At 62.4% G+C, this 11,042-nt stretch carries 11 protein-coding genes and 1 pseudogene; 6 read left to right on the top strand and 6 right to left on the bottom strand.

The genetic code is table 11. From position 1 onward, the window contains the following. Nucleotides 1–20 precede the first annotated feature (20 nt). Genes L0C60_RS01170 through L0C60_RS01185 form a run of 4 tightly spaced genes read left to right on the top strand, consistent with a single transcriptional unit; the run spans nt 21 to nt 2,819 of the window. Complete coding sequence (locus L0C60_RS01170; protein ID WP_243092402.1) at nt 21–467, top strand: c-type cytochrome; 447 nt, start codon at nt 21–23, stop codon at nt 465–467. After that, on the top strand, nt 467–1,129 hold the full coding sequence (locus L0C60_RS01175; RefSeq protein WP_243092403.1) for a response regulator transcription factor: 663 nt from the start codon (nt 467–469) through the stop codon (nt 1,127–1,129). The genes L0C60_RS01170 and L0C60_RS01175 overlap by 1 nt, the downstream gene beginning before the upstream one ends. Further along, the gene (locus tag L0C60_RS01180) at nt 1,126–2,397 is read left to right on the top strand and encodes a HAMP domain-containing sensor histidine kinase (protein WP_243092404.1); all 1,272 of its coding nucleotides are present in this window, start codon (nt 1,126–1,128) and stop codon (nt 2,395–2,397) included. The genes L0C60_RS01175 and L0C60_RS01180 overlap by 4 nt, the downstream gene beginning before the upstream one ends. Further along, nucleotides 2,394–2,819 carry a hypothetical protein gene (locus L0C60_RS01185; protein ID WP_243092405.1) on the top strand — a complete coding sequence of 142 codons (426 nt, stop codon included), beginning with the start codon at nt 2,394–2,396 and terminating at the stop codon, nt 2,817–2,819. The genes L0C60_RS01180 and L0C60_RS01185 overlap by 4 nt, the downstream gene beginning before the upstream one ends. 122 nt (nt 2,820–2,941) lie before the next feature. Here the strand turns inward: L0C60_RS01185 and L0C60_RS01190 are convergent, their stop codons facing one another. Next, a complete protein-coding gene (locus tag L0C60_RS01190) occupies nt 2,942–4,564 on the bottom strand; it encodes an argonaute PAZ domain-containing protein (RefSeq protein ID WP_243092406.1) in 1,623 nt (540 codons plus the stop codon). A gap of 555 nt (nt 4,565–5,119) precedes the next feature. Here L0C60_RS01190 and L0C60_RS01195 point away from each other — a divergent pair. Next, nucleotides 5,120–6,286, top strand: coding sequence for a hypothetical protein (locus L0C60_RS01195; RefSeq protein WP_243092407.1), 1,167 nt, complete (start codon nt 5,120–5,122; stop codon nt 6,284–6,286). A gap of 526 nt (nt 6,287–6,812) precedes the next feature. On the opposite strand, the gene L0C60_RS01200 is transcribed toward L0C60_RS01195, so the two are convergent. Next, nucleotides 6,813–8,114, bottom strand: coding sequence for an RCC1 domain-containing protein (locus tag L0C60_RS01200; RefSeq protein ID WP_243092408.1), 1,302 nt, complete (start codon nt 8,112–8,114; stop codon nt 6,813–6,815). A gap of 417 nt (nt 8,115–8,531) precedes the next feature. Between L0C60_RS01200 and L0C60_RS01205 the strand changes: the two are divergent. Then, a pseudogene (locus L0C60_RS01205) lies at nt 8,532–8,945 on the top strand (phosphoglucomutase/phosphomannomutase family protein); the annotation flags it as partial. Nucleotides 8,946–9,551: 606 nt separating this feature from the next. On the opposite strand, the gene L0C60_RS01210 reads toward L0C60_RS01205, so the two are convergent. The 4 genes from L0C60_RS01210 to L0C60_RS01225 form a co-directional block, all read right to left on the bottom strand. Beyond that, on the bottom strand, nt 9,552–9,830 hold the full coding sequence (locus L0C60_RS01210; RefSeq protein WP_243092410.1) for a hypothetical protein: 279 nt from the start codon (nt 9,828–9,830) through the stop codon (nt 9,552–9,554). Between the two features lie 7 nt (nt 9,831–9,837). Continuing rightward, complete coding sequence (locus L0C60_RS01215; RefSeq protein WP_243092411.1) at nt 9,838–10,077, bottom strand: hypothetical protein; 240 nt, start codon at nt 10,075–10,077, stop codon at nt 9,838–9,840. 81 nt (nt 10,078–10,158) lie between these two features. After that, nucleotides 10,159–10,500, bottom strand: a complete 342-nt coding sequence (locus tag L0C60_RS01220) for a hypothetical protein (RefSeq protein WP_243092412.1) — start codon at nt 10,498–10,500, stop codon at nt 10,159–10,161. Next, nucleotides 10,490–10,726: a hypothetical protein gene (locus tag L0C60_RS01225; RefSeq protein WP_243092413.1), complete on the bottom strand. Its 237-nt coding sequence runs from the start codon at nt 10,724–10,726 to the stop codon at nt 10,490–10,492. Before L0C60_RS01225 ends, L0C60_RS01220 begins: the two co-directional genes overlap by 11 nt. Nucleotides 10,727–11,042 lie beyond the last annotated feature (316 nt).

Below are 11,042 nucleotides of genomic sequence, written 5' to 3' on the forward strand. Positions count from 1 at the left end.
TGGTACGGAGGAGGTGAAGCATGCGTAAGGTACTTATGATTGCCCTTGGCCTTTCCCTCGGCCTCGCCGCCGCCCAAAGCGGCCAGGCCTTGTACGGCCAGTACTGCGCCACCTGCCACCAGGCGAACGGCCAAGGGGTTCCGGGTGCCTTCCCCCCGCTGGCGGGGCACGTCCAGGAGATCCTGGCCAAGAAGGGCGGCCGTACTTACCTGGTGGACCTGGTCCTCTTCGGCCTCCAGGGCCAGATCCGGGTCAAGGGCCAGGCCTACAACGGGGCCATGCCCGCCTGGGGGCCCCAGCTCAAGGACGACCAGGTCGCCGCCATCCTGAACTACGTGGCCAATAGCTTCGGCAACAAGCCCCCTGCGGGCTTCAAGCCCTATACCCCGGCGGAGGTCAAGGCGGAGCGGGCCAAGAACCTCACCCCGGCTAAGGTCTACGCCCTCCGCCAGGCCCTCAAGCTCTGATGGGTCCTAGGCTCCTCCTCGTGGAGGATGACCTTACCCTGGGCCAACTGGTGGTCCAGGCCTTGGAGGCCCAGGGTTTTCACGTGCGCTGGGCCAAGGACCAGGAGGAAGCCTTAGCCTTCGTTTGGGAGGAGTCCTTTGACCTCTTAGTCTTGGACGTGCGCCTACCCGAGGGCGAGGAGGCGGGTTTCGCCCTGGCCCGCGCCCTGAGGGAGTCCGGCTTTTCCCTACCCATCCTCTTCCTCACCGCCAAGGATGCCCTCGAGGACCGCCTCGCGGGCCTGGAAGTGGGGGAGGACTACCTCACCAAACCCTTTGCGCTCCCCGAGCTTCTGGCCCGCACCCGAGCCCTCCTCCGCCGGGGGGAGCTCCGGCCCCGGCGGGTGGAGGTGGGCGATGTGGTCTTGGAGGTGGAGGCGAGGCGGGTTCTGAAGGGGGGCGTCCCCGTGGGGCTCACCGCCAAGGAGTACCAGGTGCTGGAGCTCCTCCTCCTCAACCCCGGCCGGCTCTTCTCCAAGGAGGAGATCCTGGAGCGCGTCTGGGGTCCGGACTACGAGGGCAACTCTAACCTGGTGGAGGTCTACGTGAAAAACCTGCGCAAGAAGCTGGGAGAGGGAATCGTGGAAACCGTGCGGGGCCTCGGCTACCGTGCGCCCGGATGAGCCTCAGGCTTCGCCTTGCCCTCGCTGCATCCCTCGTGGCCCTCGTGGGTTTGGGGCTCGGCCTTTTCCTCTCGGCGCTTCTCCTCTCCCGCCTGGCCCTTGCGGAGGTGGACCAAACCCTCCGCCTTCAAGCCAACCTGCTTCTGGAGTCCGCTTTGGCGGAACCTGACCGCCTGGTCCCCCCGGAGATGGAGGCCGAGGCCTTGGGAGGGGAGTTCCCCGGCGTGGCTTGGCTTTACGTGGACGGGGAACTCCGTTGGGAGGGTGGGCTGGGCTCGGCCCCCGACCTGTTGCGGACCTATACGGAAACCCGCCCGGCCACCTTGAGCGGGTGGCGGGTGTACGCCCAGGCGAGGGGAGAATACCGGGTGGTGGTGGCCCAACCCCTGGGCGTGGTGGACCGGCTATCCGCCCTTTTCCTTCGCCTAAGCCTCCCCATCTGGCTGGGCTTGGGCGTCCTCACGGGCATCCTCGCCTACTTCTTGGTAGGTCAGGCCCTTTGGCCCCTGCGCCGCCTGGCCCAGGGGGCCGAGCGGTTTACCGTGGTGGACCCACCCCCGGGAAACGACGAGGTGGCCCGGCTCGCCCGGAGCTTCGCCCGCCTCCTCGCCGCCCTCAAGGCGGAACGGGAGCGGGAGGTCCGCTTCCTTGCGCTGGCCAGCCACGAGCTGAAGACGCCCATCGCCGCTTTCCGCGTGGGGCTAGAAACCCTATTGCGGGCGCGGGAGGTGAACCGGGAAACCCTCGGGCGGCTCAAGCTCCAGGCGGAGCGCCTCGAGGCCCTGGCGGAAAACCTCCTCGCCCTCTCGCGCGCCCAAGCGCAAGACCTCCGGTGGGAGGAGGTGGACCTGGTGGTCCTGGCTGGGGAGGTCTTTGACCGCTTCCAGCCCTTGGCGGTGGCCCGGGGCCGGGAAATTCTCTTGGAAACAGAGCCCGTGCTCGTTCAAGCCGATCCCCGTCTCCTGGAGCGTGCCCTCAACAACCTGGTGCACAACGCCCTGCTCCACGGCCAGGGCACGGTGCGCCTGCGGGTGGGCGTAGAAGGGGGCAGGCCTTTCGTGGAGGTGGGGGACGAGGGGCAAGGGCCTCCGCCCGGAAGGGCGGAGGGCTTAGGGATGCGGGTGGTGCGCCAGGTGGCGGATGCGCTTGGCGCAGAGATTCTTTTGCGCCGCGAGCGGGGGTTTGCCGTGCAGCTCCGCTTCAGGACCGCTTCAGGGTCCTCCGCTTCAATAGGGCCTGGAGCGGATGCTCCGGAGGTGCGAGGATGAAAAGGGTACTGGGGTTGCTTCTAGCTTCGGCCATGGCCTTGGCGGCCTCGGTGGGTGGGCATAACGGGCTTAAAGTGGCGAGCGTCTTCCCGCCCAGGACCTTGCCCCCGGGCACGGTCTTGGTCCTGGAGGACGCCAAGGGGATGGCGCTGTGGCAGACGGGTAAGGGCACGCTCCCGAGCGCGGAGGAGCTGGGCAAAGCCGCCTACGTGGTCTTCGCCCTGCCCTCGGGACAGAGCTACCGTTACCCCGTGGTGGGAAAGGCCACCAGCCTTGCCACGGTAAGGGTTCGGGTGCGCAAGAACGTTTACGCCCTTAGCGCCCTGCTCAAGAATAGGCACGTGGCTGTTGGAAAGGATGGGAACTTGGAGATGGTGCAATCCGTTAAGCCTCCTAAGGCCGCTCTCCCTAAGAAGCCATAGAGATCTTCCGGTTTTTCTAAGCCGGCCCTGGGACAGAAACCCCCTACCGGGACCACCGGTAGGGGTTTACCCACTAGTTTGGGAGCTCCCGTTTCCCGTACACCCGCACGCCAGGCTGTGGCTTACACGAAGAAGACCTTCTCCCGGTCCACCTCCTTCAGGTGGCGCACCCCGAGCCTGCCCACTTCCTTCACCAGGCGGTCCGCCAGGTGCAGGGGCGCAGGGAGCCGAGGGAAGGCGAAGCCGCTTGCCGGGTAGAGTCGGGTCAGGTGATAGATCTGTTCCGCCAAGACCTCTAGGGGTGTGTCCCCTTCTTCGTGCACCAGCTTGAGCGGCCTCGGCGTGCCGCGGAACTCCCGGTGCACGGTGAGGAGCAAAAACGTCCTGTTCTCTAAGGGCACGAGGAGGCCATCCGAGAGGCTGCCACGGGTGGGGTAAATCCTACCACCCCCCGATTTCCGCACGGATACCAGGTCAAAGCCGATCCCTAGCTGCCGAAGCTTCTCCAAAGCCAGGGTGAACTCGTCTTTTGGCAGGAAACCGTCGCGGAGGAGGAGAACCCTGGAGGGTAGCCTTCCGCTCTTGCGCTTAAAGACGAGAAGGGCTTCCTCCAGGAGGTCCCAGACCACTTCCCCGGGGATGCTTTCCCCCGCTTGCGCCTCGGGAAGGCTCCAAAGGAGATGCCCGCCATCGCTCCCCACCGCACAGGCCGCACCCCCAAAGCGGAAAGACTTTCTGCCTCCCGCATCGAACCCTACGGCCAGGTCCGCGGGGTAGGTACCCTTCAGCGCTACCACCTGCAACCCCGCCTTGGCGAGAAGCCCCAGAAGGGCGTTTTCTAGGCGATGGCGCTCTTCTTTTTGGATGGGGAGGTTGAGGAGCTGGCTCGGGAGCCCCTCCTTTAGGAAGAGGGCCTTCAGGCGGTTGCGCTCTTCCCAAGAAAGGGGTGGGGTCAGAACCAGTACGGCTTGAACGCCCGCTTCTTTTGCTCTTGCCAGAGCTTCACGAAAGGCGAGGGTTTGGGAAGGGTCCGCATGGATTTCCCGGACATGGAGCCGGGCCTGGCTTGCCCTAAAAGTATGTTCCAAGGCCCTGAGAAGGAAATCGGGCCATCCTCGAGCCCCGTCTAGGCGGAGGAGGGCCAGGGTGGTTTCCTGAGCCCGGTAAAGCCCCACGCGTAACGCATCCGCCGGTTTGCCCACCTTCGTTCGGGCCCGAAGCTCGGGCATGCGCATACGGCACGCCCGGGCCTCTACGGGCTTGGGGTGCTCCACCCCGAGCTTTCGCGCCACCAACAGGGCAACCTTGCGCGTTTCTTCCTGGCGTTGGTTCCAAGGAATAGACAAGACTAAGTTAGATCCCCCTTCTTCGTGGAGGTCCTCGAGGGTAAGCACCGGAACAAGCAGGCTCGTCAGGTGGGGAATTTCCTTCTTTGCGTCCTTGGCGTTTGCCACCCACGCCACCCGACCCCATCTTCCATCCCGAATGCGTCCCTTGGAAGCGTGGTACTCCACAAGGCTTAGGCCCCCCGAAAGCAGGATGCTTTTGGGGTCTTCCTCCCCCAGCCTGAGGAGCTCCCAGGTGCGGCCATCGTAGGTGTTCTTAACCCGCTTGGGTGGGGGGTGACCCTGGGCGAGCCAAGCCTCGAGGGTCCTATCGCAGAGGATCCGGTAGGTGGGGTCTACCTCCAGGATGATCTCCCCGGCGGCGGAAACCCAAAGGTCTAGGGTTGCTCCTTTAAGCACCCGCCACCCGGAGCCCCGAGCGTGCTCCTTCCGATAGAACGCCCATCCCTCAACCCAAAAGCCCTTTCCGCGGAGCTGTTCTAGCACTTCCCGAAGGCTGCGGGCCAAGGCGGAAAGGGACCCCGTTCGGGGGGGTTGCGAGGGTCCAAGGCCCTTCGTGGTTTTGCATTGATAGGTGTTTGGCTGCGGATCTAAAAGCCCAACGGCCACGTGTTTTCTCGTGCAAGGCCTGCTAGGGAATAAGGAAGCACACGGGCTAACCGTCCCAGTGGGGGCGCCCGAGGGTCATCCCCCGCGACGCCACCTGGAGCAGGAGAAAGCCTTCTAGAAGGAAATCCGCTTCACTATAGGTGAGGTCACTTACTATTAACCAATATAGAGAAGGGCCTCCTCCCTGGCGTTTAAGGTTCGTGTAAGGGGGCGATGGCTAGCCTAGGGGAGGAGGTGAAGGTATGCGTTTCCCATGGCAGTCGGTTGTGTTGGGTTTCGGCCTAGCCCTCCTCCTTGCCGCCTGCGGGGGGCGGGGGGCAGTCGGGGGGAAGCAACGCCAGCACCGTGACGGTTTCCCTCTTGGACCCCGCTGGCGCCCTGGCAGGGGCGTACTACCGGGTTGGTTCGGGGAACTGGCAACCCATCAACTTTACGGGGGGACAGTTTGCCTTCCAGGCGAGCGGGCAGTACGAGGTGGTGGCCCGCTGCCGAGGTGAACCGGACCGGATTTACCACACCAAGGCCACGCCTTCCCAGCTGAGCCGGGTGGTGGTCCAATGTTCTACCGTAAGTGCAACCCAGGCTCGGGTCACGCTCACCGCCCACCTTCCCTCTTCCATCGGTGATACCCCGATTGAGGATGGGAGCACGTTGTTGGCAGCTGAGCTTGATGTGAGGTTCTTCCCTTTGCTTGGTTGGGCTCTTATCCCGGAAAGGGGGCAGGTACAGTCCCGCCAGGCGCAGCTGACTGCGTTTTTCCCTCCTGGTTTACAGGATGTTCTTCTGACACTTATGGGCACAGGCGTTACGGGTACAGGCTTTTCCCACTGCTTACAGCCGATTGGGTGGAAGCGGGTACGCCTAGATATTGCGGACGCCCAAAGCTACACGGTGGACGAGAACGGCTGGCAGGCCTTCCACACCACGCCCTCCATACGCGTTTCCTCTGGTGGAAACCCCAGCACGCCTTGGGCCTACGTGGCCTACTTCAAGGAAGGCATGAAGAGCTTGGGCTACGTTGGCTTCTCCGACGGTACCACGGATTGCCGCTACGGTACCCTTCCTCCCCAGGAGGGGGGCGTGTACCTGGGCATAGCGGTATCTGCTACAAGCTTTAGCGAAAGCTCCTTCCAGGCATTTGCCGTCTTGAAGGATTTGCGGGGGCAGGACTGGGTGGTGGAGATGCCTCCGCTTTGGCCAGACGGGGCCTTGATCGTTTCGGGTAGCACGGTGACCCTCAGCTATCCGCATGCGCTTAGCTACACCCTCCGGGCGAACGGCTTCCTACAAGATAGGCAGACCCTAACCAACATTCACCTTTACGCCACCCTGTTCCCAGGGAACGGGGGCGCTGTTTATGCACCTCCCGACGCGGGGGAAGAGCTCGGCTACGTGGTGAACCCTTCCGACACCTATTCGGTGGAGGCCTTGGCCTTTCTCCGGAACACCAAGGGCACCTCTCCTTCGGGCCTTTTTGGTCCGGGAGTTTTCCCCGATGAAGCCACCTTGTAGGGGTTGGATCTCGCCGTCGCTAGCATCTTCGTGGCTCAAGGCGACTGAATCCTCTTTTGCGGGGGCCGAAAGAGGGGCCTACGTGAAGGGCTGAAAGGAAAAGAATCCTCAGGTGCAGGCCACATCTTGGCCCCGCACCTTTCTTTTGCTCCATTGAGGTCTGAGTTAAGCGGCGGGTACTAGGTGCCAAGCGGTTGTTCGGGCCAGGCGAAGGAGGATGGAGAAGGGCACCTTTTAGGCTCCTTTGGCAAGGCGGGTAAGTGTGGGGCTTAGGTTAGGGGCCCGGGTATAGGGCCATGACGCTAGGGGGAGGGATAAAAGCGCCACCTGGGAAGGTGCTGTCCAACCTCGCTACACTTTGAGATGAGTCCCTTTTGTCTTCCCCGATAGAAGGAGGGGCACCTCGAGGCTTTCCTCGTGATAACGGCTAACGCACAGGAACCTCGGCACCCATCTTGCTGCCATGTTAGCCGGCAGAAAAGCGCCGAAACCCTGTGCGCCCGCCCGTGGGAGGGTCCCTTCTAGCCTATGGGGAAGGTGTCCACACGAGAACCCTTTTCGGGCAAGGAGTGTCTGTCGTGTCCCCTGTGCCTAGCTGTCCCCGGTCGTTTAGGCCCCACGCGTAGAGGGCGAGGTTGCCTCCTTCCTGAACGATTGCCAAGGAGAAATCGTATCCTGCTTTCACCAACACGGCCCCACTAAGAAATCCCGTGCACCCCCCACCCTTGACCCGCGCCGGCGTGGGGGAGGGGTCGCCCGCGGTGCCCTGGCCTAACTGGCCGTGGTCGTTGCTTCCCCAGGCCCATACTCCGCCGCTTTGGTCTATGGCCAAATTGTGGGTTCCTCCAGCAGTGACAAAACGGACTTGGGTACCAGAGGGGAAAGGCACGCGTTGGGGTGTGGAGGTGGTTGCCGAGGACAAGTCCTGCCCCAGTTGGCCCTCGGCGTTACTTCCGAAAGCCCACACGCTCCCATCCCCTTTCAAGGCGAGGGAATGGTCTCTACCCGCCGCCACCTGCACCACATCGGTGAGACCAGGAACCTGTTGGGCGTAGGAGCCGCTCACGTTGGTAACGCCCCTCTGGCCGTACCTGTTGCTCCCAGTAGACCACACGGTACCGTCTTCTAACAGAAAGAGCGCATGCGCATTTCCAGCATCCATGCTCCGCACCCCCACCAGGGGTTCCCCGTCCGCCTTAAGGAGAGGTCGGGGGTCATAGAACCATGAGTCCGTTTGGGTAAGGACGCCAAAGTTATTAGCGTTATCCCCAAAACCCAAAACGCGACGTTCACCATCGCGCACCTGTAGAACCAAACTAAAGTCGTGCCCGGCCTCTACGGCCACGGCGTTTGCGAGGTGTTCGCTACCTCCTTCCGCCACCACGTAATCGGGGGGCTGGAAGGTTAACCCTTCGTCTTCGTAACCCTGCAGGCGGCCCAGCTGGCCATACGGGTTCACACCCCAGCTCTTCAATCGGCCGTCTTCCAACAGGGCCAACGCGTGACGCTGGTTTTCGCCGATCCCGAACTGTGCCGCCACCGCAATGGCATCCTCTAGGCCGTCTATCTTGGCGGGTGTTTCCCGGAAGGGGAGGGTAGTTGGGTCTACCGCAAGTTGGCCGAATCGGTTGTCGCCCCAGCCGTACACACCATCCGGCTTTACCAGGAGAACAAAATCGGTTCCCGCGGCCAAAATCCCTTGAAGCTGCATTGGGTCAAGCGTCGTGCCGTTATCGCCGTTTGCAGGCCCTCCCGTAGGTCCCGTGCAACCATAGAGAACGGCCAAACATCCAACCACTAGGCCTAAAGCCTTCCAAGTCTTTCCCATAGTTTCTCCTCCCATCAGGAGTGCCTAGGCACTCCTTCCTTCAGCTTCTTCCGCGACCCTTACATATCCCTTAACGGCCCTCTCCCTGAGAGGGGGGTTTTACTACAGCCCCATACCTATCGGAGAGCTCCTTTACTAAAGGGAGGGGCGTGGCGCGGGCGGAACCTAAAGGGGGGAACAGGCACCTGAACGAGGTGGTGAAGGCGGCAAAGCCGGCGGGTAGCAGCACGGCTTTCTTGCCGGACCCGACTGGGCAAATCCTTTGGCAGGTGTACAAGTTCCCTAGGCTTGGGAACTCGGGTTCTTCGCTAGGAAACCGGTGCGTGGGGGTAGGTGAGGTAAGTGCGGTCGTAAAGAGCATCCCGGATTCCAAGTTTGAACGAAAGCCCTTCGTAGGGCATGCTATCGTTGTAATTGATGTGGCATAGACCCCTCCGCTTCGGCACCGAGGGCTACCGGGGAGTAATTGCTAAGGATTTCACCTTCGCCACCCTTTCTCGTTTGGCGGAAGCCTACGGTCGCTATCTTCTGGAACGCGGTGGGGGACTGGTGGTGGTGGGGCACGATACCCGTTTCCTGGCGGGGGACTTCGCCCGGGCCTTGGCCGGCCACCTTTCCGGGATGGGCCTCCGGGTGGTTCTCCTCCGGGGTTCTGTGCCCACGCCGCTCTTGTCTTTCGCCGTGCGCTACTTGGGTGCGGTGGGCGGGGCTATGCTCACCGCCAGCCACAACCCCCCTCGGTACCTGGGGGTGAAGTCCAAGGACGCAAGCGGCGGTCCCATCGCGCTCCAGGAGGCCACGGCCATAGAGGCCTTGGTTCCCGAAGAGGCTTTCCCACTCGGGGCTCGTGCTTGAGGTGATGGGGGCTTTCGTGGCGGAGGCGCTGCGGCCCAAGGAGGGAGCTTTGGCCGGTTAGGCGTCTAGGGTGGCCTCGGCCAAGGCCTCCTCGGCCTCCCGCATGTAGCGGTCGGTCCCAGGGGATGAGGGCGTAGCCCTCTCCTTTGCGGACTCAGTAATAGGGAACCTCGAGGCTTGCAGAGAGCAGGACGTTTGCGTGTTTCCGCGCCAGAGTCTTGCGCTTGGGTGAAGCCTCGGTCTTCTAGAGGCGCACCCCTGGAAGGGTGCGTCTCGCGGAGTTGCGCCTTCCCTGCGTTTTCCGGCGTTGAGGATGGGAAGCCTAGCTTACCCCTATACCTAGACCGATGCTTCCTCGGGGGAGGGTAGAATCCTTACGGTGGACCGCCCGGCACATGGCCTAAGTCCGTTCACGCCCACGAGGATATCCCTTACTCCGCTTAACCCCCACATTTCTTGGCAACCCAAGAAGTTGGTTTGGCCCTGAGAGGTGCGCCGCGCCGAAGAATCCATCCCCTTCCCGCCCAGGAGGCGTCCATCCCTGGCCCTATAGGGCTTCGGGCTGGCCCTCGCCCTGGCCCGCTAGTCCCGTTGGCCTAGCCGGTACCGGACCAGGGCTTCCAGGTTCCGCATGAAGGAGAAGGGCGTGCGGGACAGGTTCACCAGCTCCTGGATCACCCACTCCTCCTGAAACTCGGTGAGGTGCTGGGCGTTCAGGCGCTTCAGGACGAGCTCCGCCGCCTCCCGGGGCTTGAGGCTAAAGAGCAGGGGGTTGTCGTGCGCGCCCACCGACAGCCGAGGCTGGAGCCAAGCCAGCATCTCCGCCCACTCTTCCGGGGTAAGGGTGCGCTTCTCAGACATGACGCTCCTACCTCCAGTTCCAGATCAGCTCGTGGTCCCCTGCGCGGACCGCCTCCAGGATCCTTCCAGGCTCCTGCCCCCCCTTGAGTTCCTCGGGGAAGGGGGCGTCCGTGATGAAAGGCGCCTTGCCGTCCGTCATCCCGTCAAAGTACACCATGTGGAGCGAACTTCCCGGGAAGGTAAGGAGGTGGGAATACTCGGGGTAAAAGTCAGTGCCCTTTAGCAAAAGGTCGTTTATCCTCCCCACGTACCCCAAGGACAGCCACTCCAGGAGCTCCTCCTCCGAGAAGGCTTGGTGGACGGGCTCTTTTAGGTTGAGGCCGAGCTCTCAAAGGAGCCCAATGGGGAGGTCCTCTGCCCGGGACTCGTTGGCATCGTAGGAGCTCTCCGTAGGGAGCTCGTGCGCGTAGGCGATGAGGAAGGCGGGGTTGTGGCCCTCCAACCCCTTGAGGTACCGGCGGTGGACCCAAACAGTCGCCTCTTTCATCGCTTTGCCCAACGGAAGGTACTTTGGGTTCATCACGAGCCCGAGTGTTGCGAGCTGGGAAACGAAGGCAGCAATGGCCACCACAGCGACTTCTTCCCACGTTTCGCGAGAGGGCGCTTGCAACCTCTTCCGAATCGCCTGGGGCCCTTCGGGCTCCTGGCGTGGGATCAGGTCAAGCTTCATCGCCCTCCTCCACTACCTCAAGGCTCCACCCCCGGTAGATGAGGGCCATGGGCGGGGCCTTGGCCTTGAGGTACTCCCAGGCGTACTCCTCCCCGTAGTGCGCCTTCACGGCCTCCCAGTACTCCTTGGCCTCCCCAGGGGGAAGTCCCTCTATATCCCCCTCATACACCACTTGAGTGATGGGGTCCGCATCTATGTCTATCTGAGAAAGTCTGACCTTCCTCATGCTCACCTCCTTACTCAGGCTTGGATTCCTGTATGGGATTGTTACAAACAAATAGAACGCCCTCCAGGACGTTTTCGTCTCCTCATCCTCTAACCATCACGTTTAAGAACTACTTCAGGGGAGATGGGGGATGTTGCTTACATAAAGCATTTTAGCGGAGGTGACGGTGTTGCGTCAACACCCTGGGGTTCCTGAGCTCTCATCACTTTGGTCCGTAGGGGCTTGACAAGGGGAAACAAAGAGGGGGGTTAGTTAGCTCATAACTTGTACTGCGGCCCTAAATTTGGACCACCTTACCGGTCAGTTTAGTCAGGGC

This window comes from Thermus hydrothermalis (genome assembly GCF_022760925.1).
Taxonomy (GTDB): Bacteria; Deinococcota; Deinococci; order Deinococcales; family Thermaceae; genus Thermus; species Thermus hydrothermalis.

Coding starts and splice junctions, on each gene's coding strand:
- L0C60_RS01185 (WP_243092405.1), top strand. CDS start 2,394: ATGAAAAGGGTACTGGGGTTGCTTCTAGCTTCGGCCATGGCCTTGGCG.
- L0C60_RS01170 (WP_243092402.1), top strand. CDS start 21: ATGCGTAAGGTACTTATGATTGCCCTTGGCCTTTCCCTCGGCCTCGCC.
- L0C60_RS01200 (WP_243092408.1), bottom strand. CDS start 8,114: ATGGGAAAGACTTGGAAGGCTTTAGGCCTAGTGGTTGGATGTTTGGCC.
- L0C60_RS01220 (WP_243092412.1), bottom strand. CDS start 10,500: ATGAAGCTTGACCTGATCCCACGCCAGGAGCCCGAAGGGCCCCAGGCG.
- L0C60_RS01180 (WP_243092404.1), top strand. CDS start 1,126: ATGAGCCTCAGGCTTCGCCTTGCCCTCGCTGCATCCCTCGTGGCCCTC.
- L0C60_RS01225 (WP_243092413.1), bottom strand. CDS start 10,726: ATGAGGAAGGTCAGACTTTCTCAGATAGACATAGATGCGGACCCCATC.
- L0C60_RS01175 (WP_243092403.1), top strand. CDS start 467: ATGGGTCCTAGGCTCCTCCTCGTGGAGGATGACCTTACCCTGGGCCAA.
- L0C60_RS01210 (WP_243092410.1), bottom strand. CDS start 9,830: ATGTCTGAGAAGCGCACCCTTACCCCGGAAGAGTGGGCGGAGATGCTG.